Annotated in this window: 26 protein-coding genes; 12 read left to right on the forward strand and 14 right to left on the reverse strand. The window is 62.6% G+C overall.

Annotation, left to right across the window (positions count from 1 at the left end):
- Positions 1-2: 2 nt before the first annotated feature.
- From gspD to gspM, 10 genes are read left to right on the forward strand one after another with little or no spacing between them, the layout of a single operon-like run.
- A complete protein-coding gene (gspD, locus tag F8N80_RS02095) occupies positions 3-1,931 on the forward strand; it encodes a type II secretion system secretin GspD (RefSeq protein ID WP_150783125.1) in 1,929 nt (642 codons plus the stop codon).
- Positions 1,928-3,409: a type II secretion system ATPase GspE gene (gene gspE / locus F8N80_RS02100; RefSeq protein ID WP_150748627.1), complete on the forward strand. Its 1,482-nt coding sequence runs from the start codon at positions 1,928-1,930 to the stop codon at positions 3,407-3,409. Before gspD ends, gspE begins: the two co-directional genes overlap by 4 nt.
- 3 nt (positions 3,410-3,412) lie before the next feature.
- Entirely contained in the window at positions 3,413-4,621 is a 1,209-nt protein-coding gene (gspF, locus tag F8N80_RS02105; RefSeq protein ID WP_150783126.1) for a type II secretion system inner membrane protein GspF, read from the forward strand.
- A 3-nt stretch (positions 4,622-4,624) separates the two neighbouring features.
- Complete coding sequence (gspG, locus tag F8N80_RS02110; RefSeq protein ID WP_150748625.1) at positions 4,625-5,080, forward strand: type II secretion system major pseudopilin GspG; 456 nt, start codon at positions 4,625-4,627, stop codon at positions 5,078-5,080.
- Between the two features lie 3 nt (positions 5,081-5,083).
- Positions 5,084-5,551, forward strand: a complete 468-nt coding sequence (gene gspH, locus F8N80_RS02115; protein ID WP_150748624.1) for a type II secretion system minor pseudopilin GspH — start codon at positions 5,084-5,086, stop codon at positions 5,549-5,551.
- A complete protein-coding gene (gspI, locus tag F8N80_RS02120; RefSeq protein WP_150748623.1) occupies positions 5,544-5,927 on the forward strand; it encodes a type II secretion system minor pseudopilin GspI in 384 nt (127 codons plus the stop codon). The genes gspH and gspI overlap by 8 nt, the downstream gene beginning before the upstream one ends.
- Positions 5,920-6,462, forward strand: a complete 543-nt coding sequence (locus tag F8N80_RS02125) for a type II secretion system protein GspJ (protein WP_150748622.1) — start codon at positions 5,920-5,922, stop codon at positions 6,460-6,462. The genes gspI and F8N80_RS02125 overlap by 8 nt, the downstream gene beginning before the upstream one ends.
- Positions 6,459-7,310: a type II secretion system protein GspK gene (locus tag F8N80_RS02130; RefSeq protein ID WP_150748621.1), complete on the forward strand. Its 852-nt coding sequence runs from the start codon at positions 6,459-6,461 to the stop codon at positions 7,308-7,310. The genes F8N80_RS02125 and F8N80_RS02130 overlap by 4 nt, the downstream gene beginning before the upstream one ends.
- Positions 7,307-8,413, forward strand: coding sequence for a type II secretion system protein GspL (gene gspL, locus F8N80_RS02135; protein ID WP_150748620.1), 1,107 nt, complete (start codon positions 7,307-7,309; stop codon positions 8,411-8,413). Before F8N80_RS02130 ends, gspL begins: the two co-directional genes overlap by 4 nt.
- Positions 8,410-8,841: a type II secretion system protein GspM gene (gene gspM, locus F8N80_RS02140; protein ID WP_150748619.1), complete on the forward strand. Its 432-nt coding sequence runs from the start codon at positions 8,410-8,412 to the stop codon at positions 8,839-8,841. Before gspL ends, gspM begins: the two co-directional genes overlap by 4 nt.
- On the opposite strand, the gene F8N80_RS02145 is transcribed toward gspM, so the two are convergent.
- The gene (locus tag F8N80_RS02145) at positions 8,834-10,114 is read right to left on the reverse strand and encodes an MFS transporter (protein WP_224790626.1); all 1,281 of its coding nucleotides are present in this window, start codon (positions 10,112-10,114) and stop codon (positions 8,834-8,836) included. The genes gspM and F8N80_RS02145 overlap by 8 nt on opposite strands.
- A 118-nt stretch (positions 10,115-10,232) precedes the next feature.
- Here F8N80_RS02145 and F8N80_RS02150 point away from each other — a divergent pair, with 118 nt between their 5' ends.
- Both F8N80_RS02150 and F8N80_RS02155 read left to right on the forward strand, forming a co-directional pair.
- Positions 10,233-11,135 carry a LysR family transcriptional regulator gene (locus F8N80_RS02150; protein WP_150748617.1) on the forward strand — a complete coding sequence of 301 codons (903 nt, stop codon included), beginning with the start codon at positions 10,233-10,235 and terminating at the stop codon, positions 11,133-11,135.
- Positions 11,136-11,664: 529 nt separating this feature from the next.
- Entirely contained in the window at positions 11,665-11,955 is a 291-nt protein-coding gene (locus tag F8N80_RS02155) for a DUF6124 family protein (RefSeq protein WP_150783128.1), read from the forward strand.
- Between the two features lie 199 nt (positions 11,956-12,154).
- Here the strand turns inward: F8N80_RS02155 and F8N80_RS02160 are convergent, their stop codons facing one another.
- The 13 genes from F8N80_RS02160 to F8N80_RS02220 form a co-directional block, all read right to left on the reverse strand.
- Entirely contained in the window at positions 12,155-13,381 is a 1,227-nt protein-coding gene (locus F8N80_RS02160; RefSeq protein ID WP_150783129.1) for a beta-ketoacyl-ACP synthase, read from the reverse strand.
- Positions 13,381-14,109 carry a 3-oxoacyl-ACP reductase FabG gene (gene fabG, locus F8N80_RS02165; protein ID WP_150783130.1) on the reverse strand — a complete coding sequence of 243 codons (729 nt, stop codon included), beginning with the start codon at positions 14,107-14,109 and terminating at the stop codon, positions 13,381-13,383. The genes F8N80_RS02160 and fabG overlap by 1 nt, the downstream gene beginning before the upstream one ends.
- Positions 14,106-14,567 carry a hotdog family protein gene (locus tag F8N80_RS02170; protein WP_150748613.1) on the reverse strand — a complete coding sequence of 154 codons (462 nt, stop codon included), beginning with the start codon at positions 14,565-14,567 and terminating at the stop codon, positions 14,106-14,108. Before F8N80_RS02170 ends, fabG begins: the two co-directional genes overlap by 4 nt.
- Positions 14,564-15,760: a beta-ketoacyl-[acyl-carrier-protein] synthase family protein gene (locus tag F8N80_RS02175; RefSeq protein WP_150748612.1), complete on the reverse strand. Its 1,197-nt coding sequence runs from the start codon at positions 15,758-15,760 to the stop codon at positions 14,564-14,566. Before F8N80_RS02175 ends, F8N80_RS02170 begins: the two co-directional genes overlap by 4 nt.
- Positions 15,757-16,389, reverse strand: coding sequence for a hypothetical protein (locus tag F8N80_RS02180; protein ID WP_224790627.1), 633 nt, complete (start codon positions 16,387-16,389; stop codon positions 15,757-15,759). The genes F8N80_RS02175 and F8N80_RS02180 overlap by 4 nt, the downstream gene beginning before the upstream one ends.
- A gap of 76 nt (positions 16,390-16,465) precedes the next feature.
- A complete protein-coding gene (locus F8N80_RS02185) occupies positions 16,466-17,713 on the reverse strand; it encodes an NAD(P)/FAD-dependent oxidoreductase (RefSeq protein WP_150748130.1) in 1,248 nt (415 codons plus the stop codon).
- Complete coding sequence (locus tag F8N80_RS02190; RefSeq protein ID WP_150748129.1) at positions 17,700-18,860, reverse strand: sodium:proton antiporter; 1,161 nt, start codon at positions 18,858-18,860, stop codon at positions 17,700-17,702. The genes F8N80_RS02185 and F8N80_RS02190 overlap by 14 nt, the downstream gene beginning before the upstream one ends.
- Positions 18,857-21,196 carry an MMPL family transporter gene (locus F8N80_RS02195; protein ID WP_150783131.1) on the reverse strand — a complete coding sequence of 780 codons (2,340 nt, stop codon included), beginning with the start codon at positions 21,194-21,196 and terminating at the stop codon, positions 18,857-18,859. The genes F8N80_RS02190 and F8N80_RS02195 overlap by 4 nt, the downstream gene beginning before the upstream one ends.
- Complete coding sequence (locus tag F8N80_RS02200; protein WP_150748127.1) at positions 21,180-21,899, reverse strand: outer membrane lipoprotein carrier protein LolA; 720 nt, start codon at positions 21,897-21,899, stop codon at positions 21,180-21,182. The genes F8N80_RS02195 and F8N80_RS02200 overlap by 17 nt, the downstream gene beginning before the upstream one ends.
- Positions 21,896-22,321, reverse strand: a complete 426-nt coding sequence (locus F8N80_RS02205) for an acyl-CoA thioesterase (RefSeq protein WP_150748126.1) — start codon at positions 22,319-22,321, stop codon at positions 21,896-21,898. The genes F8N80_RS02200 and F8N80_RS02205 overlap by 4 nt, the downstream gene beginning before the upstream one ends.
- Entirely contained in the window at positions 22,314-23,858 is a 1,545-nt protein-coding gene (locus F8N80_RS02210; protein WP_150783132.1) for an HAL/PAL/TAL family ammonia-lyase, read from the reverse strand. Before F8N80_RS02210 ends, F8N80_RS02205 begins: the two co-directional genes overlap by 8 nt.
- Positions 23,839-24,780 (reverse strand): LpxL/LpxP family acyltransferase, encoded by a 942-nt coding sequence (locus F8N80_RS02215; RefSeq protein WP_150748124.1) that lies wholly within the window; start codon positions 24,778-24,780, stop codon positions 23,839-23,841. The genes F8N80_RS02210 and F8N80_RS02215 overlap by 20 nt, the downstream gene beginning before the upstream one ends.
- A complete protein-coding gene (locus F8N80_RS02220; protein WP_150748123.1) occupies positions 24,777-25,511 on the reverse strand; it encodes a glycosyltransferase family 2 protein in 735 nt (244 codons plus the stop codon). The genes F8N80_RS02215 and F8N80_RS02220 overlap by 4 nt, the downstream gene beginning before the upstream one ends.
- Positions 25,512-25,599 lie beyond the last annotated feature (88 nt).

A 25,599-nucleotide genomic window follows, 5' to 3' on the forward strand; every position in this document is an offset into this window, starting at 1 on the left:
CCATGAATAGCTTCGTCGGCGCACACGCCCTGCGCTCCATGGTTCTTCTCGTCGTTTTGGCCATTGCGCTGTTCCATGACGCGCTTGCGGCCGCAGAAGAAAAATGGCAGCTGGCGATGAACAACGCCGAGTTGCGCGACATCGTCGAAGAATTTTCCGGCATTCTCGGGACCACCGTGGTGCTCGATCCCAGGGTGTCGGGGCGGATCACCGTCATGTCCCAGCAGGCCCTTGACCGTGAAGGTGTGCGCCGATTGTTCTATTCGGTGCTCGATGCCCACAATTTTACGGTGATCGACGAGGGCGACCGGATCCTGATTACCCCGGTGACGGAAGCCAGGACCCGGGCCGGCCAAGGTGCTGCGAAGAACGCCACGGCCTCGCAGTTCGTCACCCGCGTTATCGACCTCAATACCGGTAGCGCCACCGATATCTCCGGGCTGGTGCGGCCGCTGGTGTCGGCCAATGGTTATGTCGGCCCGTCGGTGTCGGCCAATGCATTGGTGGTCACTGACTCGGCCGCCAATGTGAAACGTATCGAGCAAGTGGTCCGGCAGCTGGATTCCGGGCAGAACAGCCTGCATGCAGTGGTGCAACTGCGTCACGCCCAGGTCGCAGACGTGGCCCCGGTCATTGAAGCTTCCTTGGGCAAGCGCAACGCCGATTCAGCGATTCAGGTACTGACCGATACCAGGACCAACCGCCTGATCTTCATCGGCCCGCTGGCGGTTCGCCAACGTCTGGTCGACCTGGCGAGCCGTCTCGACATCCCGGCCACGGCGGCCCTCGACAATGCGCGAGTCCTCCGGCTGCGCCACAGCGATGCCAAGCAATTGGCCGAAGTGCTGGAAACGATGGGGCAGGGCAGAAAACAGGCGCCGGCCCTGGGCGGCGCCAAGGACACCTCATCAGGCACGACCTTTATGATCAAGGCCGACGAAAGCCAGAATGCACTGGTGGTGATCGCCGAGTCGGCGCAACTCAGGACTATCGAAAGCATTGTGCGCCAGCTGGACCAGCCTCGGGCGCAGGTGCTGATCCATGCCGCCATCGTCGAGATTTCCGGGGACATTGCCGAAGCCGTGGGCGTTCAGTGGAGCGTGAGTACCGGTGACGCCAAAGGCTTTATCAACTTCCCCGGTACCGACATCCCGATCGTCGGCGGGCTGAATTTTGACGAAAAAAAATCGGCGCCGGAAGGTGCATTTCTGCAGTTGGGCGGTGACCGCTTCGGCGCGTTGATTTCAGCCCTGGCCAGCAATACGCGAAGTAACCTGCTCTCCACGCCGAGCCTGTTGACCCTGGACAATCAGGAAGCGGAAATCATTGTCGGTCAGAACGTGCCCTTCAAGACCGGCTCCTACGCCACCAACAGCAATGGCGCAGAAAACCCGTTTACCACCGTCGAACGCAAGGACGTGGGCATCAGCCTGAAGATAAAGCCCTACATCAACGACGGTTCGACGTTGCGGCTGGAAGTCGAGCAAGAGGTGTCGGACGTCGCGCCCTCGGTGTCGGGCATCGATTCCTCGGACTTGATCACCAACAAGCGTGCACTCAAGAGCACTATTCTGGCCGACGATGGCGAGATCATCGTGATCGGCGGCCTGATCCGCGACAGCGTGCGCACGCAAAAGAGCGGGGTACCGCTGCTGCGCGACATTCCCTACCTGGGCGCGCTGTTTCGCTGGAGCCGGGACACCCAGACCAAAAGTAATCTGATGGTCTTCCTGCGACCCACCATCGTTCGCAGCAAGGAAGACCTGGTGGATATCAGCCAGCAGCGCTACAACGCGCTGCGCGAGCTGAGCCAACCGAGCGCGGGTCAGAACAACTCGCTGCTGCTGCCGGCAGAATCGCGGCAGTTGTTCGAGCCGAGCACCGACGCGCCAATGTTCGATTTACGCAAGCCAGCGCCGGCTGCGCCATGACCCGGCCGTCTGATCCCTGCGAGCAATTGCCCTTTGGTTTCGCCCGGCGATTTGGCGTGCTGCTGGAACGCGAAGGAACTGATGTAAGCCTGGCCCTGCGCGCCGATACGCCGCTCACAGCCCTGGCGGAAGCGCGCCGGGTGTGCGGCCGGGACCTGCCGGTGCGGGTGCTGGAAGCCGGTGTGTTTGCTGCGCGCCTGGCGACAGCCTACCGCGAAGGTCAGAGCGCGGCCGAGCAGGTCGCCCAGGGGCTGGACGAAGAACTGGACCTGCTCAGCCTGGTGGATCAAGTCCCGCAGGCCGCCGATCTGCTGGAGCAGCAGGGCGATGCGCCGATCATCCGGCTGATCAACGCACTGCTCAGCGAAGCGGTGCGCGAACAAGCGTCGGACGTGCACCTGGAAACCTTCGAGCACTCTGTGTCGGTGCGCATGCGGGTCGACGGCCAACTGCGGGAAATGCTCAGGCCCCGGCGTGAGCTGGCGACGCTGCTGGTGTCGCGGATCAAGGTCATGGCGCGTCTGGATATTGCTGAAAAACGCGTGCCCCAGGATGGTCGGATGGCCCTGCGGCTGGCCGGGCACGAAGTCGATGTGCGGGTCTCGACCCTGCCCTCGGCACACGGCGAACGCGTGGTGTTGCGCTTGCTCGACAAACAGGCCGGGCGCCTGGAGTTGGGGCGACTGGGCATGCCGCACGACACCCTCGAAACCCTGCGCCAGCTGTTGGGTAAACCTCACGGCATTCTTCTGGTGACCGGCCCGACCGGCTCCGGCAAGACCACCAGCCTGTACGCCGCGCTGAGCAGTCTGAATGACCAGACCCGCAACATCCTCACGGTCGAAGACCCCATTGAATACCACCTGCCGGGCGTCGGTCAGATGCCGGTCAATCCGAAAGTGGAGATGACCTTTGCCCGAGGCCTGCGGGCGATCCTGCGCCAGGACCCCGACGTGGTGATGGTCGGTGAAATTCGTGACCGGGAGACGGCGCAAATAGCGGTCCAGGCTTCCCTGACCGGTCACCTGGTGCTCTCGACGCTGCACACCAACAGCGCGATCGGCGCAGTGACCCGGCTGGTGGACATGGGCGTCGATGCCTACCTGTTGGCGTCATCGCTGGTGGGCATTCTGGCCCAGCGCTTACTGCGCACGTTGTGTCCACAGTGCAAGGCGCCCTACATCGCCGATGCCGCCACGTGCCAACGTTTGGGGCTCGACGCTGCAGCACCACCGCCACTGTTCAGCGCTGTGGGGTGCGAGCAGTGTCAGCACGGTTATCGCGGACGTATCGGGATCTACGAACTGATCAGCGTGACGCCCGCCGTGTCGGCCCTGATTCACCAGGGCGCCGGCGAGCAGGCCTTGGCCGACGAAACGCGCAAGGAATCCCGCAGCCTGTTCCAGGACGGTCGTCAACGGGTGCTCGATGGCTTGACCAGCCTCGATGAGCTATTGCGTGTGACCCAGGAGGGCTAACCAGTGCCGACTTTCGACTATCGCGCTGACGATGCCCGGGGTCGCCCTTGCAAGGGCCGACTGGAAGCCGACAACGCTCGTCATGCCCGGCAACTGATGCGTGAGCGTGGCTTGTGGCCTCGCACGTTGAGTGAGATTGGAACGGGGGGTGGCGGTAATACGCAGCCTCGTGGTGGGCGACTGAAAGCTGCGGAGCTGGCACTGCTGACCTTGCAGCTGTCGACGCTTGTCCAGGCCGGTCTACCCCTGGAAGAAGCACTCGAAGCGGTGGCGAAGCAGAGTGCCCGGCGCAGGGTTGCCGGTTTGGTGTCGGCAGTCAGGAGCCGAGTGATGGAAGGTCAGGCCCTGGCAACGGCGCTGGGTCTGTTTCCCAAGGCATTTCCCGACTTATTCCGTGCCACCGTCGCTGCGGGGGAACGTTCCGGCCACCTGGGCCATGTGCTGGAGCAACTGGCGACCTACACCCAGGCCCGCCAGGCTTCGCGGCAAAAAATCCAGATGGCCTTGGTGTACCCGTTGATCCTGATGCTGGCCAGTGTGGCGATCGTCGGCTTTCTGCTCGGTTATGTGGTGCCGGACGTGGTGAAGATTTTCGTCGACAGCGGGCAACCGCTGCCCTGGCTGACCCGGGCGCTGATCGGCCTGAGCGATGCCCTGCGCAACCATGGCCTGTTGTTGATGGCGGCGCTGGCGGCGATGGTGGGTCTGTGGCGCTGGAGCCTGCGCCAGCCGACCTGGCGACTGCGCTGGCATCGCCTGGTATTGAACGTCCCGTTGATCGGTGAAGTGTTGCGGGCGATGGAGGCGGCGAGATTCGCCAGCACCCTGGCCATTCTCGGCAAAAGTGCCGTGCCCCTGGTGGACGCGCTGGAAATCGCAGCCGCCGTCATCGGCAACCTGACCATCCGCGCGCGGATGGTCGATGTGGCCCGCTCGGTCCGCGAAGGCGGGACCCTGACCCGCGGCCTGGAGCAGAGCGGCGATATCCCGCCGATGATGCTGCACATGATCGCCAGCGGCGAACGGGCGGGCGAGCTCGATCGCATGCTGGCCCGCGCCGCCGAACAACAGGAGAGCAGCCTGGCCGCGCGCATCGCTCTGGTGGTGAGCCTGTTCGAGCCGGCCATGCTGGTGCTGATGGGCGGCGTCGTGCTGCTGATCGTCATGGCCATCCTCCTCCCGATCCTGAGCCTCAACCAATTGGTGAATTGACCCATGCAACCTGCACGCAAAAACGCTCCTGCCGCCCAGCGCGGTTTTACCCTGATCGAAATCATGGTGGTGGTGGTCATCATCGGCATCCTGGGCGCAATCGTGGTGCCGCAGTTCATGAGCCGTCCGGATCAGGCCAAGGCCACCGCCGCCAGAATCGATATTCAAGCGATCTCTACGGCGCTGGAAATGTATCGCCTCGACAACTTCCATTACCCCTCGACCCAGCAAGGTCTGGACGCCTTGGTCAAGCGTCCCTCAGGCACGCCGGCAGTGCGCAACTGGAACCCTCAGGGTTACCTGAAAAGCCTGCCTGTGGACCCTTGGGGTGCGCCGTATCAATACCTCAATCCGGGCGTACGATCGATCGACGGCCGCTTCGACTTGTACTCCCTGGGTTCCGACGGCATCGCGGGAGGCGAAGGGCATGCGGCAGACATCGGTAACTGGGGCGGTTGACGGATGCGCTGCCATTGCCGGGGGTTTACCTTGCTCGAGCTGATGATCGTGATCGTTTTGATCGGCGTGCTGCTGGGCATGGTGAGCTTTGCCACCGGACCGAATCCGAAGCGTCAGGCCCGGCAGGAAGCGGACGGGATCGTGCGGATGATTCACCAATTGCGTGAACGGGCGGTACTCGCAGGCCAGGAGCATGGCTTGCGGCTGAGCGTCGACGGCTATCGGGCGATGCGGCTCGATGTCCGGGGCTGGGAACCGGTGACGGCCTTGTATCGATGGCCCGGCGACCTGCGGCCGCGACTTGAACAGGAGGGGCATCCTGTCAGCCTCGGTGCCGACGAGGGGCCGCCGCAGTTGTTGATGCTCAGCAGCGACGAGACCAGTGCATTCACGCTGACTTTCGCCAGTCAGGGCACGAGCTGGCTGAGCCTGTCCAGCGACGGCATAGGGGAACCTGTGATCGATGGCTAGTCGGCGGTTGATGGCGCCCATGTGCGGCTTCACATTGCTGGAAATCATGGTGGCCCTGGCAATCTTTGCGACCCTGGCAGCGGCCGTACTGTCCGCCAGCCAATACGTGGTGAAGCAAACCGGCGGGGTCGAAGAACGACTCTTCGCGGCATGGCTGGCAGATAACCGGTTGAATGAACTGCGCCTGCAACCCCGGGTGGCTGCCGGACAACAGCAACAGATCGTGCACATGGATCGCCGCGACTGGTTATTGCGTCAGCACATCAGTGTCGCGAAGGACCCGCGCCTGCTCCAGATCGATATTGACGTCAGCCTTTCCGGTCGTGAGCAGACCTTGCACCGTGCCAGCGGCTGGATACCCGCTCGTCATGAGTAAACAGAGCGGTTTCACCTTGCTGGAGCTGGTGATCGCCCTGGCGATTTTCGCGGTGCTGGGCCTCGCCAGTTGGGGGCTGTTCGATGGCGTGGTGCGCGTGCAGCAGGGCACGGCGGCACACGAACGTGAATTCAGAAGCCTGCAACGGGCGATAGCGACGATCGAGCGGGATTTGCTGCACATCACCGAGCAGCCTGTGGTGCTTGCGCAGACGCGGTTGCAGTGGCAACGCAGCAATTGGCGCAACCCGCTGGACCAACCCCGTAGCGAGCGCCAGGCGCTGACCTATCGTCTCGACGACGGTGCGCTGTGGCGCGACAGCCAAGGGGAGGGCTCGCCGATCGTACAGCGACAAAAATTGCTCGACGATGTTCGCGGCTTGAGTTGGCGGCTGTTCGATGGTCAGTCCGGCTGGCGCAGTGACTGGCCGACCGGGCAGGGCGTTAAAGCGCCGCTGGCGGTGCAAGTGCAATTGTCGGCGGGGCGTTTCGAGTCGATCCGTCGAGTGTTGCTATTGCCCGGGGCGCTGCCATGAACGGGCGGCAACGGGGCATCGCATTGATCAGCGTATTGCTGGTCATGAGCCTGGCGCTGCTGATAACAAGTGGCTTGCTGCACAGCCACCGTTTGTTGCTGCAAAGCAGCGGACAACAATTGCAGCAGATGCACCTGCGTCAACTCGGTGTGGCCGGGGAAACCTGGGCGCTGGTGCTGTTGCAGGACGTCGCGCGGGACCCGCAAAAAACAGTCGACATGGCCCAGGACTGGGCTCGATTGACACCGGGTTTCGACATTGAAGACACGCAGATTCGCATTGATATCGAGGACTTGGCCGGGCGCTTCAATCTCAATGCATTGTTGACTCAGGGGCAGGTCGACCAGGTCACCCTCAATCGCTGGGCACGCCTGCTGGCCTTGCTCGACATTCCACCGCTGGCGTTGAGTCAGGTGGGCGCACTACGGGAGCTGAGCCAGCTGCGCCTGCTGCCTGGGATTGACGGTCAGTTGCTGCGTCGACTGGAACCCTGGGTGGCGGTGTTACCCAAGGACGCCGTGCTGAACATCAATACGGCACCGGTGTTGGTGTTGAGGATGCTCGACGGTATGGAAGCCGAGACTGCCGACGCATTGGTCCGTCAGCGCTCGACGAGCCCATGGGCCAGTGTCCAGGCCTTTACCCAGGACCCGTTGCTGTCCGGAGCGGGCCTGAGCAGTCACGGCCTTGGCGTCAGCAGCCGCTGGCACCGGATTACGGTTCAGGTTACCCGGGGGCAGAGCACTCTGCGGCTGGCCACCGACGTCGAGCGCGACCCTGATACTCGGCAACTGAACATCCTGCAAAGACGCTTTCTTCCTTCGAGTGCCAACGAGATGCCGCGATGAATACCTGGCTATACCTGACTGCCGAGGGTCTGGCCGCACCGTCGGCCGATTGGCCCTGCTGTGTATGGTCCTCCATGGGCCAACGCCAGCCCCTGCCATTGCATCAAGCTGCGCAGGCACTGAACGGGCAGGCGGTCGATGTGCTGCTGCCGATGGAATCCTGCAGCTGGGTACGCAGCGAACCATGGCCCTCCAAGCGCCAGCCCGGTGCGCAGGCCATTGCGTTTGCGGTTGAAGATCAACTGAGCGAAGCATTGGAAATGCTGCACTTGAGTGTCGGTGCTCGCGATCGTGAAGGACGCTACCCGGTGATGGTGATCGACCGGGAGCTCTTTGCCGGGGTGCTCGCGCTGCTGGCCGAGTCCGGCATTGCGGTGCGTTCAGTCTTCGTCGATGCCGATGTATTGCCCGGGGACCAGGCGTCGGGTGTTTGGTGGTTCGGTCGATGGCTGTTGGGCGGCGGGTTGCCGGCGCGGGTAGCCGTGTCGGACGACAGTTTGACTTTGCTCAAGGCGGCTTTGCCTTCGGACATTCAATGGTGCGACGAGCGTCAGGACTCGGTCGATGTCGATCAATGGTTGGTAACCCGTCCCTCCCATGCCATCGACCTGCTGCAGGGCACATTTGCCCCGCGCGCAAACCCCCTGCCCTGGCGTCTGGGTGGCTTGGCGCTGCTGATGCTGTTGATGCTGAGCTGGGGCGCTACTGAAATGCGCGTCCGTTTTCTGGATAACGAAACCCGCCAGCTCTATACCCAGAGCGAACAACGGTTCAAGGCGCTTTACCCTGAGCAGAGCCGCATCGTCGACCTGGCAACGCAGTTCAAAGCGCTTCAAAGCCAACGCGCGCAGCCACAGGACACGCATACCGCGAGCCTGGTCAATCTGATCGAGCAGGTCATTGGCGCCAGCCACGTCGAAGTCCAGCGCATCGAGTTTAGCGAAGGCAGCGGCTGGAAAATCCAGCTGACTGCCAACAGCTTCGCCGAGCTTGAGCAGTTGCGCGAACGCGGGCGACAGCAAGGCGTGCCCGTCAGGCTCGACAGTGCGAGCAAAGAAGGCAATGGGGTGCGGGCGACCCTGATAGTGGAGAAAGACGCATGAAGGCAGCCTGGCAACGCATGTCCACCCGCGAGCAACGGCTGTTGTCGGCCATGGGCGTTTTCATTCTGGCCGCCCTGGCATTCACTCTGATCTGGCAGCCGGCCCGCCAGCGGCTTGAGACAGTAGAGCGTCAGTATCAGCAGCAACTGACCTTGGCGGCGCAGCTGCAACAGGCGCAACCCCGGGGCAACATCCCCGTCGCCATTAACCAGCCTTTGTCGCTGCGCGCCAGCGAAAGCATCACGGCAGCGGGTCTCGAGTTGCACCAGATGGATACGGACAACGACCTGCTGCGCCTGACCCTCAGCGGCGACGCCAAGGCTCTGCTGCAATGGCTGGACCGTACCGAGCGCGACGGCGTCGCCCTGCAATCTCTAACCCTGGAAAAGCGCGACGCCGTACTCGAGGCGCGGGTAGTGCTCAGGTAGGCGAGCTGCTCCCCGGGAGCAGCGGCAGACGCGCCAGCTTCAACGCGATCAGCAGCGCCACCACCAGCAACGCGCTGATAAACAGCCCAATCCCGTTCCAGCCGCCCAGATGCCAGAACACCCCACCCGCCGTGCCGGCAATGCTCGACCCGGCGTAATAGCTGAACAGGTACAGCGACGACGCCTGCCCCTTGGCCTTGAGCGCGCGGCGGCCGATCCAGCTGCTGGCCACCGAATGGGCGCCGAAGAAGCCGAAGGTGAAAATCAGCATGCCGACGATCACCACCGGCAAGGGCGTAAACAGGGTCAGGGCCAGGCCGGCGATCATCAGCACGATGGTGGCCCAGAGCATTTTGCGCCGGCCAAGTCTATCGGCCAGGGCGCCGACTTTCGCCGAGCTGTAGATGCCCGACAGGTACACCACCGAGAGCAGCCCGACAAACGCCTGATCCATGTGATACGGCTCGGCCAGCAAGCGATAACCGATGTAGTTGAACAGGGTGACAAACGCGCCCATCAGCACAAAGGCTTCGAGGAACAACAGCGGCAGGCCGGCATCACGAAAGTGCATGGCGAAGCCGTCCAGCAGGCTGCGCGGGTGCAATGAACGAGGGCGGAAGTTGCGCGACTCGGGGAGAATCTTCCAGAACACCGCCGCCGCGATCAGCGCCAGGCCACCGATCACCAGCATCGCCGTGTGCCAGCTGACGAAGTCGATCAACACCCCGGTAATCAAGCGTCCGCTCATCCCGCCGATGGCGTTGCCGGCGATATACAGGCCCATGGCCAGGCCGATGTGCTGCGGATGAATCTCTTCGCTCAGGTAAGTCATGGCGACCGCTGCCAGACCACTCAACGACAACCCTATCAGCGCGCGCATGAGCAACACGCCGTGCCAGCTCGGCATCATGGAGCTGGCGATGGTGCACAGCGCCGCCGCGAACAACGCCGCAACCATGACCGGTTTACGCCCTACGCGGTCGGAGAGGGGACCGGTGATCAACAAACCGATGGCGAGCATGCCAGTGGCCACCGACAGAATCAGGCTGCTCTGGGCCGCGTTGATGGCGTACTCGTGGGACAGCAGCGGCATCATCGGTTGCACGCAGTAAAGCAGGGCGAAGGTCGCGAAGCCGCCGCAGAACAGCGCGAGCACCGTGCGCATGAACATCGGTGTGCCCTTTTCGATGTAAATCTCCTTGAACCCGGCGACGACATCGTCCCGCGCGGCGGGCGGAATTTCATGGGCGAGTGGAGCGACAACAGTTTTCACTTCAAACCTCGGAGGACGCGGCCGGTCAGGCAATGAAAAAAGCATATAGCTCGCTAATGATTCAATCCAATATATTGTTCGACCTGTTTGAGAGGTTTTGCGACCTAATGGAGTTTTCATGGAATTGCGTCATCTGCGCTACTTCATCGCCGTTGCCGAAGAACTGCATTTTGGCCGCGCTGCCCAGGTGCTGGGCATCTCTCAACCACCGTTGAGTCAACAGATCCAGGCGCTGGAACAGGAAGTGGGCGCACGGCTTTTCGAACGTACCAATCGTCGGGTCGAGCTGAGTGAGGCCGGTCGCTTGTTTCTGGAAGAGGCGCGGCTGGTTTTGGCGCAGGTGGATAAAGCGGCGAATGTTGCACGGCGAGCGCAGCTGGGTGAGTTGGGTGAACTGAAGATTGGCTTTACCTCGTCTGCGCCATTCAACTCGACGATCCCTCAGGCAATCTTTTCCTTTCGCCAGCAGTTTCCGGCAGTGCACTTGAATCTGCGGGAAATGAGCAGCACCCAAGTGGCCGTCGCCCTGGTGGACGAATCGATCGAGGTGGGAATCATGCGGCCGCTGAGTCTGCCGGACTCACTCAGCATGGTGGAACTGATGCGCGAGCCACTGGTGGCGGTCCTCAGCTCCAAGCATCCGTTGGTGGCCGGTAGCGAAGAAGGCTTATTCCTCTCGGCTCTGGCTCACGAACCCTTCGTATTTTTCCCGCGCAGTTATGGCAGCGGACTTTATGCACAATTGCTCAGCCTGGCCCGGGATGCCGGCTTCAACCCGCACTTTGCACAAGAGGCGGGGGAGGCGATGACCATCATCGGTCTGGTCGCGGCGGGATTGGGGGTATCGGTGCTGCCGGCGTCTTATCAGCGGATGCGCATCGATGGTGTGGTGTATCGGCCGTTGCTGGATCCAGCGGCAGTGTCAGCGGTGTGGCTGGTGCAGCGCAAGGATCAGAAGTCGCCGATGGCCAAGGCGTTTATCGAGCTGCTGACGCGCAAGGTTGAGCCGCTGAAGCCGTGACCGCTTCGCCGTCAATCGCGGGCAAGCCCGCTCCCACAGGGTTCGGCTGTGTGGCGAAAATCGTGTTTACACCGCTGAACCCTGTGGGAGCGGGCTTGCCCGCGATGGCGTCCGCCAGAACACCAAAAAAGGGGCAGCTATCTATGACGATGAAGTATTCATCCTATCGGAAGATATACCGCTTGCTGTAGGACGTTTCCGAAGTAATTTGGAGAGGCTACAGCACCTTGCGGCATTACCTACAACTACGCCAGAATCCACCGGCTTGTGCGCCTTGGGGGCCGCCGGTAACTTGATTCGTGTCACTGATTCCCAGTGATCGGGTTTAGTAGCCCGCTTCTCCTCCCCAAACGGCTGCACAAGCGTCATTCAGTCAGGTTCGCCTGCACTTGATGGTAGCTGTGCGCATGGCACTCCTGGGTGCGCCGGATTTTGGGTAGGTGTCCGGTCTACTAACTTGCGCACAGCTGCCACCCTTACGTTTAGTAGCGAAACAGGTTGCGGCACTACTAACAGGATTACCTTCCCAATGATTAAGCCAACTCCGAACCCGCCGGATACCGAGCCAGTCTCTGTTTCGGAATCAACCGATTCCGAAACACGCACGCCGAGCAAAATTTTCCTCATCGCCCCCGATATCGACAACCAAACCCTGCTGGAATACGCATGCGAATCCTTGGCATCAGCGAATGTCATGGCCAGTGATTTCGCGAGGTATCTGCAAGGATCGCAGTGCAACACACTGCTGGGGATTCAGCAGTCGATCATGCTGGGAGAGCTGGCGGTGAACCGGGTGCTGGACAATCTCGATCCACTCTAGTTGGCCCTGGCTCGCGCGCAATGACTCCGGTTGCGATGGATGTTCCCGAAAGGGGCTTGTGAGACTCTGAGGATCCTGGGCAACCAGCCATCGCAGAGCCAGTCAGGTTAAGGGCGATGACAAGCCGACCTGTTTGTGAAGGGGCGCCGAAGGGCGCCCTTTGTCGTTGTGGTTTTACTGGAAACGTTGAACGACCAGATTACGCCCACCGCCGAAAAATCAGCGACGTATTAACCCCGCCAAACGCAAAATTATTATTCATCACATACTCATTGCTCATCTGCCGAAACTCGCCGCGCAGGTAATCGAGTTTGCCGCATTTCGGGTCGACCTCGTCCAGGTTGAAGGTGTGCACGTACAGGTCGCGGTTCATCATTTCGATGCTGAACCAGGACTCCAGCGCACCGCAGGCGCCCAGGGTGTGGCCGAGGAAGCTCTTTTGCGAGCTGATCGGCATGTGTTCGCCGAACAGGCTGCTGGTGGCCAGGGTTTCAGCGATGTCGCCCTGTTCGGTTGCCGTGCCGTGACCGTTCACGTAGCCGATGTCCGAAGGCTGCAGCCCGGCGTCTTCCAGGGCCAGTTCCATGGCCCGGCGCATGGTGGACTGCTCTGGACGGGTGGCGTGTTGGCCATCGGCGTTACTGCCGAAACCGACGAGTTCGGCATGGATATGCGCGCCTCGGGCCAGGGCGTGTTCCAGTTCCTCGAGTACCAGCATGCCAGCGCCTTCACCGATCACCAGGCCATCGCGTCCGATGTCATACGGGCGAGGGCTGGTTTGCGGGGCATCGTTTTTCAGGCTGGTGGCGTAGAGCGCATCGAATACCATGGCCTCGGTGGGGCACAGTTCTTCGGCGCCGCCGGCGAGCATCAGCGGCAGGCGGCCGAATTTGACCGACTCGTAGGCGTAACCGATGCCCTGGCTGCCGCTGGTGCAGGCGCTGGAGGTCGGAATCAGGCGCCCGGTCAGGCCGAAGAAGATGCTGATGTTCGCCGCGGTGGTGTGCGGCATCATGCGCACGTAGGAGTTGGCGTTCAGGCCTTCGGCCACCGAGTTGAGCAGCATGTTGCCGAAGGCCTTGATCTCGTCGGTGCTACCGGTGGACGAGCCGCAGGCCACGCCCATGCGCCCGTCCTTGATCAATGGGTTGCCCAGCAATCCGGCGTCGGCCAGCGCTTGCTCGGCAGCACCCACGGCAAGCCGCGAGACGCGGCCCATGCTGCGCAGTTGCTTGCGGGTCCAGTGGCTGGGCACTTTAAAGTCATCGATAGGCCCGGCCAGGCGCGTGTTGAGTTCGGTAAAGCGATCCCATTCGTCCATCCGGCGGATACCGCTGCGGTTGGCTGCGAAGTTGCCGGCGATGGTCTCCCAATCGCTGCCCAGTGAGGTGATGCCGGCCATGCCGGTGACGACGACGCGCTTCATCAGCACAGGCCTCCGTTGACGGCCAGAACCTGCCGGGTGATATACGCGGCTTCCGCCGACATCAGGAAGTTCACCGCGCCAGCCACTTCTTCCGGGGTGCCCATGCGTTGTGCGGGGATCATTTTCATCAGTTCTTCCACCGGCACGTTTTCATCGAGCATCGCAGTGTCGATCAGGCCGGGTGCGACACAGTTCACGGTAATTTTGCGCTTGCCGAGTTCGATCGCCAATGCCTTCGCCGCGCCGATCAAACCGGCCTTGGAGGCGCTGTAGTTGACCTGGCCACGGTTACCGATCAATCCGGACACCGAGGTGATGCAGACAATGCGCCCGGCGGCGCGACGACGAATCATCGGCATCATCACCGGGTGCAACACGTTGTAGAAACCGTCGAGATTGGTGCGCATTACCACATCCCAATCATCCTCGCTCAGGGCCGGAAAAGCACCGTCGCGTGTCAGGCCGGCGTTCAGCACCACGCCGTAATAGGCGCCGTGGGTTTCCACGTCGGCCTCAAGAGCGGCTTTGCAACCGGCGCGGTCGGACACGTCGAATTGCAGGATGCGCGCCGTGCGTCCCAGGGCCTCGACCTCGGCTTGCACCGCGAGGGCGTCCGCCAGGCCGCTGCGGCAATGCAGCACGATGTCATACCCGGCCCGGGCCAGGCGCAACGCGATGGCGCGGCCGATGCCACGGCTGGAACCGGTGACCAGTACGGATTCAGTCATGACTGGACTCCTTGGGATTCATGAAGATATTGCGCGGCCTGAGGCGGGCGGAACACGTTCAGACGGGCGGTGGCGTGAATGCCGGGGGCATTGATGTGGCATTCGAACACGCCCATGCCATTGTCGTCCTCCAGCGAGCGCAGGCCATGGATGGTCAGCTCGGTGCCGGCGGGAAAGTGTTCGACGTTGCATTCGAATTTACGCGTGCCGAGCAGGAACCCCAATGCCACCGCATCGCCGCGCTGGCGCGCATGGCAGCCGGCATAGGCGGCAACGCTCTGGGCCATCAATTCGATACCGACCCAGGCCGGCAGGCTGCCGTCTGGACAGCTGAACAGGCCATCGGGCCTGACGGTGAGGCGGGTGTAAATCTGCTCGTCATCGAACGACAGGATCTGCTCGATGAGGATCATGTCGCCAGCATGGGGCAGCAGGTCGGCGAGCGGCCAATCGATCATGGGGCGTCTCCGATAATCAGGCTGACGTTATTGCCACCGAAGGCAAAGGAGTTGCTCATCAGATAGCGAGGTGCAATGGACGCCAGGCGATCGATCGGGGTCACCCACTTCAGGGCCGGCAGTTCGGGATCCGGCTGGCCATCCCAGATATGGGGCGGCAGGGCGTGTTCGCGGTTGCCGGTGCTCAGGCTCAGCCAGCAGAACGCCGCTTCCAGGGCGCCCGCAGCGCCCAGGGTATGACCGGTCATCGGTTTGGTCGAGGAGCAGGGGACGCCGTTCGGGAACAATGCCGCCACCGACAGGCTTTCCATGGCGTCGTTGTGTTGGGTGGCGGTGCCGTGCAGGTTCAGGTAATCGATCTGTTCGGGTTGCAGGCCGGCGCGGCTCAAGGCTTTGCGCATGGCTTGCAAGGCACCACGGCCGGTCGGCTCCGGCGCGGAGATGTGGTGCGCGTCGGAGCTGGCGCCGCTGCCCAGCAGGGCAATCGGCGGGTTGTCGCCTGCATTTCCAGTCATCAGAAACAGCGCTGCCGCTTCGCCGATGTTGATGCCGTTACGGTTGACCGAGAACGGATTGCAACGCTGTTCAGAGACCGCTTCCAGTGCCGAAAACCCGTTGAGGGTCAGTTTGCACAAAGTGTCGACACCGCCACACAACACGGCATCGCACAGGCCAAGGTCCAACAGGCGCTGGGCACTCATCAGTGCCCGGGCGCTGGAGGTGCAGGCCGTGGAAATCACATAGGCCGGACCGCTCAATTGCAGCCAGTCGGCGAGGAAATTCGCCGGCGCGCCGAGTTCCTGCTGCTGATAGTCGTAATCGGCCGGGAATTGATGCTCGCGGATGTAATGCGCCAGTCCGCGACTGGCTTCGTCGATGCCCGAGGTGCTGGTGCCCAGAACGATACCGATACGGTCGCGGCCATAGGTCTGGATCGCGCGCTCGATGTCTTCGCGAATTTGCAGCGCGGCCTCCAGCAGCAATTGATTATTGCGCGTGCTTTGCTTGCTCAGCTCGATGGGGATCGGCGCCAGTTCGCCGCGCACCGCCGCTACCGGCAACGACCGCTGCGCCACCCAACCCGCTTCGTGGCGCATGCCGCTGCAGTCACCGGCAAACAGGTTGCGGCTGACTTCGCGTTTGTCGCGGCCCAGGGCGCAGATTACCCCGAGGGCGTTCAGGTAAGCCGTCATGGCGCGTCTCCGCTCAGGGGCGTGACTCGATAATTCGGGCCTTTGGGCAGGTTCAATTCAAAGCTCATCGGTTGTGAGTAACGGACGTCCCAGCGCGATGGCAGGGATCGTTGCGATCCATGTTGCCAGGCAGTGGGGTAGTTGCCTGAGAGTTCATCTTTGGGCGTCAGCGCAAACAGCAGCGCGGCGAACAGTTCTCGCGCTTGCGGATTGGGCGGCAGCAGACCGTCAGACTGCCACTGGCCATCGACCAGTTTCTGCCGTGCCTGCGGAATGCCTAACAAGTCCATCATCGACCAGCGAATGCCAGGGTCTTCACGCTGGATCACCAGCACCCAGTCCTGACGTTGGTCGGCCTCGAGTCGCTGGATGTGCAATTGCAGCGGCAGCGCCAGGTTCGGGGTTTGCTCGGGCAGGGGCGCCCGGCTGGCGCAGGCGCTCAGCAACAGGACTGCGCCAACCAGTAGAAATCGCAGAATGCCCACTATCCCTGTGGGAGCGGCGGTGCGGCGATCCGACTTGCTCGCGAAGGCGTCGGCACATCCAACATTGAAGGTGGCTGGTCCATCGCTTTCGCGAGCAAGCCCGCTCCCACAGGATATGTACTTTGAGCAACTGACAATGAGCATCAAACAGCACCTTCAAGGGGGGCGCGCGCGACCACGTCGACCAGGGTTTCTTCGACGTAGTTGTCGCTCAGGTAACTCACGTGGCATCCCTTGCACAGAGTTCCGACAGCATTCGCAGCCGACGCCTGGGTTCGGCGACGAACGGATTGCGCTCGTCCCAGGCATAACCGGCGAGGATAGAGCTGATCATGCGGCGGATGTCCGGTGAGCCGCCCTCATGATAAATCACATCCTGGAATGTTCCGGCGTACCAGCCTTCGACATAGCAACGGAATGTGTCGACGCCACGCTTGAGCGGTACGGCGAATTCGGTGTGCCAATCGACGCTTTCGCCTTGCAGCTGGCGGTGCAGAACCGCCGCGGCCATGCTTGCCGAGCGCATGGCGATGGTCACACCAGAGGAGAACACCGGGTCGAGGAATTCCGCTGCATTGCCCAGCAGCGCAAAACCGGGTCCGTGGAGGGTTTTGACGTTGGCCGAATAGCCGCCGATGGTTCGCGCAGGGGTATCCCACACGGCGTTGGTCAACACACCGGACAGGCTTGGCGTTTCAGCGATGAACCCGCGCAGGCAGTCGTCGAGGTTCTCGGTACGGCCTGCGAAATGTTCGGCTGCCGCCACCACGCCTACCGAACAACGGCCATTGCTGAACGGAATGGTCCAGAACCAGATGTCGCGATGGGTCGGATGGGTGGTGATGAGGATTTTTTCCCGCTCGAAAGCCGGGTGGTCGATATGGTCTTCGACGTGGGTGAACACCGCCTGGCGCACCGGGAAATTCGACGGCGCCTCAAGATCGAGCAAGCGCGGCAGCACGCGACCGTAGCCGCTGGCATCGAGCACGAAATCGGCCTCGACGCGGTACTGGCGGCCGTCTTCGCGATGCACCTCGAGTTGCGGTTTGGCCAAGGTGAAATCGGCACTGATGATCGCTTCGCCATAGCGCACTTCCACGCCCTGGAGTTCCGCCTGATCGGCCAGCAGCTTGTCGAAGTCGGCGCGCTGGACCTGAAAGGTGGTCGGCTTGCCGTTGCCGAAGGTGTCACCGAAATCGAAGGCGCTGTAGTGCTCGCCCCAGGCGAATGCGGCGCCGTTTTTCAGCTGGAACCCGGCGGCGTTCACCGCCTCGAGCATGCCGGCTTCCTCGACGAAATCCAGGCAGTGGGACAGCAGGCTTTCACCGATGGAAAACCTTGGGAAATGCTGGCGTTCGATCATCAGCACGTCGTGGCCTTTGCGCTTGAGCAGCGCGGCGGCGATGGCGCCCGAGGGCCCCGCGCCAATCACCACAACCTGGCGACGTTCCATTTCAACTGTTGGCACTGGAGCTCCTTGCCGGGACGGCGATGTTCAAGCGGGTTCGGTGCATGCCGGCAAGTGCCGGCAGCAGTGTGGCGATCAGGCCCATCACCATCAGCGCAAAATACAGCACCGGGCTGATGAGCTGTTGTTGCAGCAGCAGGTTGAGAAAGACGATCTCACTCAAGCCACGAATATTGAGCAGGATACTTTCCCGCCAGCGACTGGCGCCTTCGAACGAGGCGCCGGCCCAGCCGAGGCCCAGCCAGTTGCCCAGCAGTTTGCTGGCAATCGGCAACAGCAACAGGGCGCTCAGTTGCACCCAGCCGAGGCTGGCCATGGCTGCGTGGACGTTGATCTGCACGATGCCGAAGGTGAGGATCAGCGGGATCGCGATATAGGTCTGCACGTGACTCAGCCAGATCACCGGTAATGGCAGCACCAGCGGCACCTTGAGCACGGCCATGCATAACAGATAGCCAATGCCGAAAATCAGGGCATTGAGCTTGAAGTGTTCCGCCACGACCAATAGCGCGAAGAAGCAGACGCTATGCAACAACGGTTGGCGCAGCCGCAGCAGGCGCAACAGTAGCGGCAGGCAGGCCGCGGCCAGCGGCACCAGCAGGCTGCTCAGGTGCAGGCTGCCCTGGGCGATGGCGAACAGCGTCCAGCAGGTGAGGTCGATGAGGATGGCGGTCTGTACCAGTCGCCGGGTGGCGGCCGGCGGGTATTGGATGTGCCGCAGGTACAGATACAACACCGGAATGGCGGTGATGGCGAACAGCAGGCCGACCGCCAGGGAACTGATCCAGGGTTGCGGCGGTAACAGCCAGACCGCTGTCCCGAGCCCGCAGGCGAATGGAATGCAGAAGCTCGGCAGGGCGATTTTCAGGCTCTGGCGGTCGAGTCGCAGGTCGATCACGTCGCTGAGAATATGCCCCAGGAGCAAGGCAAAGCTCAGGCTGTAGAGATTTTTCAGCCAGGCCGGCGCCACCAGTGCGGCACCGTTCAGTAGCCACTGGGGTTCGATCCAGAAGTACATCAGCGCCGGCAGACCGAAGGTTGCCAGCAGCAACTGGCTGACGATCGGGATCACGCCGAAGTGACGACCGACACGGGTGGCCACGGCGAACAGTCCCAGGGCCATGAGCCAGAACAGGACGACCATCATGCTGCCGGCTCCGTGACCGCGGCAGCATGGACTTGTCGTCCGGCCCAGGGTGCGAGGAGGAAGCTGAAGGCCAGGCCGAGGCTCACCGACAGACCGAAATTACTCACCGCCGGCGTACTGGACACCGCCAGCAGCCCGAACGACAGCCAGGTGGTCACCGCCGCGAGCAGGGTGCCCAACAGGCTCACGGCGACGCCGCCGACCTGTTCGCGCATCAGGATCGCGTAGTCGACGCTGATGGCCGTGACCAGCAGCAGGCCGAACAGGCTGAACAGCGTCAACGGCTGCCCGAGCCAGCCGAGACTGGCCAGACTGCACAGCGCCGCCAGCAGTGGCAGGGCGACGATGCGCAGCGCGCCACCCAGGCCGAACGGCAGGATCAGTAGCAGCACGATCAACACACAGGAGGCGAGTTTCAGTTCAGCGGCACTGACCTGGGTATCGGCGAAGACCTCGTTCAATTCGCCAAGGCGATCCACCAGTTCCACGCCGGGCAAATCCATGGCCTGGACCCGCAACAAGGAAGTGTTGTTCAGGCCTTGCAGGCTGACCAGCGCCGCTACGCCATCATCGATGGGGCCTAGCCACAAGGCGCGATAAGGTTCGGCCAAAGGACCGACCAGCGCCGCGTCGATGTCTTCGATCGGCAGCGCCTGCAACCTTGCCAGTTCGGCTTGCAGCGCGGCGGCCGGCACGCCGAGCTCGAGCAGCGGTTGCCAAAACTGCGGCAGCTTGTTCAGCGCCTCACGTACCCGCAGCTGTTCGCTCGGCTGGCTGACCAGTTGATTGAGTGACAGATAACCCTGGAGTTTTTCCAGATTGACCAACTGATCCAGCCGCTCGCTCAACGCCGTCTGGCGTTCGAGCAGTTGCTGTTGATTGGCGGCGCGCACCAGGAAGAACTGGCTGGTGGGTTGATAACCGGTGATGCGCGCAATGGTCTGGGCTTCGTCGGTCAATTGTTGCGGTGCGCCGACCCACTGGCGAATATCGTTGCGGGCCTCGAGCTGCAACAGTCCGCCCACACAAAACGCTATCAGCAGCGCCAGCAACACCGGGGTGCGCGCAATGTTCAGCAGCGCTTCACGGCGATCCAGCAAAAATTCGGCGACTCGCAGTGGCCATTGCGCCGGACGCAGCTCGACGCCTTTGAGCAGCGCCGGCAACAGGCACACGGCGCACAGATAGGCACCCACCAGCCCGGCGGCGGAGAACACGGCAATTTGCGTCAGTGCCGGGAACGGCGTCCAGGCCAGGGCCAGGTAACCGATACAGCTGGTGATCAGGCTCAGCGTCAGTCCCGGCAGGGTCAGGCGCAACGCCGGCCAGCTGTGCCAGGGTTTCAGGCTCCAGCTCTTGGACAGGTAATGCAGCGGGTAATCGACAGCGACGCCGATCAGGCTGGAGCCGAGCACCAGGGTCATCACGTGCATGTGCCCGAACATCGCCACGCAGGCCACCGCACCGAACAGCATGCCCACCAGGACCGGCACAAACGCCAGCAACACTCGCCAGCGCCGGAAGGCCAGCAACAGCAGCAACAGAATGCCCGCCGTGGCGCCGCCGCCGACCCAGGTCATTTCCCGGGTGGCTTGCCGTTGACCGCTGGCGGCGTAGAGCAAGCCACTGGCGGCCAGCAGTTGCACGTCGGCCCGGGCGGCTTGTTCCCGGCCCTGCTGGAGAAGATCGGCCACTTGCAGCGGCAGGTTCATGTCGAAGGCATTGCCGGTGGTCCGCGCCCGCAGCAGCACCCAGCTCTTGCCGTCGGCATCGGCGACCAGCGCACCGCTGCCGATGTCCAGTTGCACCGAACCCTGTTGCGGCTGGCTGTTCTGGATGCGCCCGGTCAGGCCCAGCCAGTCATCCTGGCTCGGCACCAGGCTGAAGCCGGTGAAGGGGTCGAACAGCGCCTGGACCCGTTGCTGGATAAACGCGTCGGGGTGCTCGATCAGCTGTTGCCGATCCGTCGCCGAGAGCATCGCCAGGCGACCTTGCAGCAATTGCGTGCGCAACGCCGGCAAGTCCGCTTGCAGGTTCCACTGGACCTTTTCGAACAAGCCGCTGGCCTGCCACTGCTCACCCAGCGTCTGCGCCATGGCGATGGCTTGCGGGCGATCCTTGTGGCCGACCAGCACCAGCATTTCGCGGTTCAGCGGTTCTTGCATGCGTTGTTCGGCGCGCAGTTCCAGCGCATCCGGCGCCGTGCCCGGCACCAGTTCCATCAGGTTGGCCGACAGCGGTGCGCCGTCGCGCCATTGCCACCCGGCGAGCGCGAGCACTGCCAGCAGCAGGATCAGGAACAGCCACGGCAGCCTCCGTTCACTCGGCAAAGTCATGTTGCTCCGCATCGCTCAACGGTTGGGTACCGGTGCTGTCCAACATGCGCAAATACGTGCTGTCACCCTGGGTTTCCAGCAGCTGGATGCTGTGCACCAGTTCGCCGCCGGTGATGTTGATTTGATTGAACACCTGCTTGAGTAGCATCGAGCGCGGCACCAGGGTCAGTGTCCAGTTCTGTGCGTCGCCGCCCAGGGACAGCTCGAAGTCCCGTTGCAGGCCGCTGCTGTCACCTTGCAGCACGGCGAGGAACAAACGGTTCTGCTCGGCGCCGGCACTCTTGCCGGGCAGCATTTGCCAGCCGCTGGCGTCACGCCGGGCAATGCCCTTGGCGCTGATGCGGTAATCCTGCTGCAGCGGTGTTTTCAGCAACCACAGCAGGCCCTGATTTTTTGCCAGGACAAAGCTGCCCTTGCTGGTCAGCGGCTGGGGCAAAGCACGCAGGTGTTTTTCCTGGATGAAGTGGCCGTGGATCACATCAGGCTTGGCCAATTGGTCGCTGAGCTGTTGCAGATCGAAGGCGTTGGCCAACCCGGGAATACCCAGTAACACGCAAAATACTGCAGGAGCGAGCTTGCTCGCGAAAAACCTGAGAGCGCTGCGGAGTGTCAGGTGCCTAGCGTCATCGTTAACGACCTTCGCGACGGTGCGGCGATCCGACAAGCCCGCTCCCACAGGAGGGCGGCGGTGGCAGTAAATCATGGCAGGGCCCTCTCTACGGCGTCGGTGAAGACCTTGGGCGAGGCCAATTGCATTTCGCGACTGCCCATGTCGACGGCAACCTGCACGGAACTGGCGCGGGTCAGGCGTTCGCCGGTGTGCAGATCGCTGATCAGGTAGCTGATCTTCAGGCGGTTCTCCCACTCCACCAGATTGGCCCGCACATTCAGCTTTTGACCGAACACGGCACCGCGCACATAGCGCAGCTGCAAGTCGATCACCGGCCAGGCGTAACCCGAGGCAACCATGGCGTCGTAGTTGTGGCCGATCTTGTCCAGCAGCGCACAGCGGGCAACTTCCAGGTATTTGACGTAATGGCCGTGCCAGACGACGTTCATGGTGTCGACGTCAAAGAACGGCACGAGGATTTCCGTATCGGCATGAAGCACTCCCTTGCTACGCATGCAGCCTCCAGTGTTGTTCGGCGATACGTTGCAGGCACAGGCGCAATTCGCCTTCCAGGGCACGGTCTTCGATGACCGGCGGGAAATCTTCAGCCAGCGCTTCGTGCATGGCGGCGAGTGCTGGCGGCAGTGGGCGTGCATCCTCGGCCTTGCTGCGCAGCCAGACGCCCTGGTTGGCGGCCAGCAGCGTGGCGGCGGCGACCTGTTCGGTCAGCTCCAGCACGCGGATCGCGTCCCGGGCGGCGATGGTGCCCATGCTGACCTTGTCCTGGTTGTGGCATTCGGTGGAGCGCGAAAAGACGCTGGCCGGCATGGTGTTTTTCAGCGCTTCGGCCGTCCAGGCGCTGGTGCCGATCTGCACCGCCTTGAAGCCGTGGTTGAGCATTGCCCGATCAGCCGTGGCGCCGGACAGGTTGCTTGGCAGACCATGGTTGTAACGCTCGTCCACCAGCAGCGCGAGCTGGCGGTCGAGCAGGTCGGCGACGTTGGCCACCAGGTTCTTCAGGCTGTCCATGGCGAATGCGATGTGGCCGCCATAGAAGTGCCCGCCGTGCAGCACGCGTTCGGCTTCGGCGTCGATGATCGGGTTGTCGTTGGCGCTGTTGAGCTCGATCTCGATGAACGAGCGCAGCCAGTTCAGGCTGTCCGCCAATACGCCGAGGACGTGGGGCGCGCAACGCAGGGAATAACGGTCTTGCAGGCGATGCAAGGGCGCGGTCGGCGCGTCGATCGCCAGGTCCTTGCGCAGCCAGGCGGCGACTTGCATCTGCCCCGGATGCGGTTTGGCGGCGAACAGGCGCTCGTCGAAATGCTCCGGGTTGCCTTGCAGCGCGACCACGTTCAGCGCGGTGATGCGGGTCGCCAATTGCAGCAGGTAATCGGCGCGGGCAAAGGCCAGGCACGCTAGACCGGTCATGACCGCGGTGCCGTTCATCAGTGCCAGGGCTTCTTTCGGGCGCAGTACCAGCGGTTGCCAACCGAGTTCGCGGTGCACGTCGGCGGCTTGTCGGCGTTCGCCGCGGAACATCACTTCACGCTCGCCGGACAAGGTCGCAGCGACATAGGACAGCGGCGTCAGATCACCGCTGGCACCCACCGAGCCTTCTTCCGGGATCAGCGGCAGGATGTCGTGTTCGAGGAAGGCCTGCAGGCGCTCCAGCAGTTCCACGCGCACCCCGGAGACCCCGTGGCACAACGACTGCAAACGCGCCGCCAGCACCGCGCGGGTGGCCTGGGCGTCGAGCAGTTTGCCCAGGCCGCAACCGTGGAAGGTGTACAGGTGACGGGGCAGCGCCTCGACGTGATGCAAGGGCACCGCGACCACGCAAGAGTCGCCGTAACCGGTGGTCACGCCATAGATCACCCCTTCCTTGTCCAGCAGGGAGTCGAGGAATCGCGCACCCTTGGCGATACGCTCACGGTACGTGGGGTCGCTTTGCAACTGCGTCGGCACCTGACGGTTGGCCAGGGCCAGCACGTCTTCGATGCGCAGAGGGAGTTCGCCGAAGGTTACCGGCTCAAGCGTTGGCGTCGTCATCGGTCTTCCAGAAAGGGTAAAAGTTGAACCATTGTTGGGGCGCTTGCAGGCAATAGTGACTCAGGCGTTCGGCGTAGCGGGTCGCCCACTGATGAATGACCTGCTCGCGGTCGCTGCGCTTCCACACCACGGCCTCGGTAAACGGTTCGAGGGTGACTCGATATTGGCCCGTCGGCTTCTTCAGGCACATCAGCAGATTGATCGGGCATTTGAGCAAACCGGCCAATAACCACGGGCCCTGGGGGAAGGCGGCTTGATGGCCGAGAAAATCCACGGTCACGCTCCGCCCGCCGTGCAGCGGCACGCGATCGCCGGCAATCGCCAGCCATTCGCCGCGCTCCAGGCGCTCATGCAGTTGCAACATGATGACCGGGTCGAGCTCACTGACCTGGATCAACCGCAGGTTGGTCGCGCCCGCTTCACCCAGCAGACGATTGAATTGTTCGGCGTGCTTGGTGTGCACCAGTACGTTCATGGTGACCTTCTCGCCGATCTCCGCCAGTGCGCGGCAGACCTCGAGGTTGCCCAGGTGCGCACCCACCAGCATCTGCCCGCGTGTGCCGCGCAATTGATTGCGCAGCAGCGCCGGGTCGATGATTTCGATCTGCTCGATGCTCAGCTTGCCATTCCACACATCGAGCTTGTCGAGCATGGAATCGGCAAAAGCCATGAACTGGCCAAACACCCGCCAATGGGTCGGGCGCAATTCAGTGCGACCGCTCCAGTCGGCGAGCCGTTGCTGGTATTGCCAGGCACTATGGCGGGCGCTGCGACCGAACAGGAAAAAGTACAGGACGATGCCGTACAACAACGGGCTCAACAGTCGACGGCCAAGCACTTTGGCGCCGAACGCCGTGAGCTTCATCAACCAGAAACTGCCGCGTTCCTGGCGGTCGGCCCAGTGTCGCCGGTCTGCGCTCATGCCCGCCACCGCTGCCAGAGGATCATCGGGGCCCGCACTAACATGCCGAAGAACAGGCGGGTGTGCATGCTCGTGATCAGCACGTTGTCGCGGAACATGCGGAAATGCGAGACGCCGTCCAGCGGGTAGTGAACCCTGGTTTGCAGCCACTGCATCGGCAGATTGCGCCAGGCCAGGCGTACCAGAATGTCCGAGTCGAAGTCCATGCGCTTGCCGATCTTCGCGGTGTCGATCAGTGCCAGGGTCGGCGGCAACGGATAGACGCGAAAGCCGCACATGGAATCGCGGACCTGCAAGGACAAGGTGTTGATCCAGACCATGACGTGAGTCAGGTAGCGGGCGTACAAGCGAGCTTTGGGTACGCTGGCATCGTACTTCGGATAACCGCAGATCACCGCCTCGGGATGGATGCGCGATTGTTCGATGAAGGTCGCGACGTCCTGCAGGTCGTGCTGGCCGTCGGCATCTACCTGCAAGGCATGACTGAAACCCAGGCGCGAAGCTTCGCGCAAACCGGTCATGACGGCGGCGCCCTTGCCCTGGTTGGAGGCCAGTCGGATCAGGAACACCTTGTCGCGCCGGGCCAGTCGATCGAGCACTTTTGCGCAGGGTTGATCGCTGGCGTCGTCCACCAGAAGGCACGGCAAGCCGCTGGCGAGCACGGCATCGACCACCGTGGTGATGGCGGTTTCGTGGTTGTAGACCGGGATGACGGCGCAGGGGTTATGCATGTTGGCGTACACCCCAAGGACCGAGGTGTCTTATTCGCGAGCAAGCCCGCTCCCACAGGGGATTGCCGTATGGCGCAGATCCAGTGTG

The organism is Pseudomonas fluorescens (assembly GCF_902497995.1).
Taxonomy (GTDB): domain Bacteria; phylum Pseudomonadota; class Gammaproteobacteria; order Pseudomonadales; family Pseudomonadaceae; genus Aquipseudomonas; species Aquipseudomonas fluorescens_BK.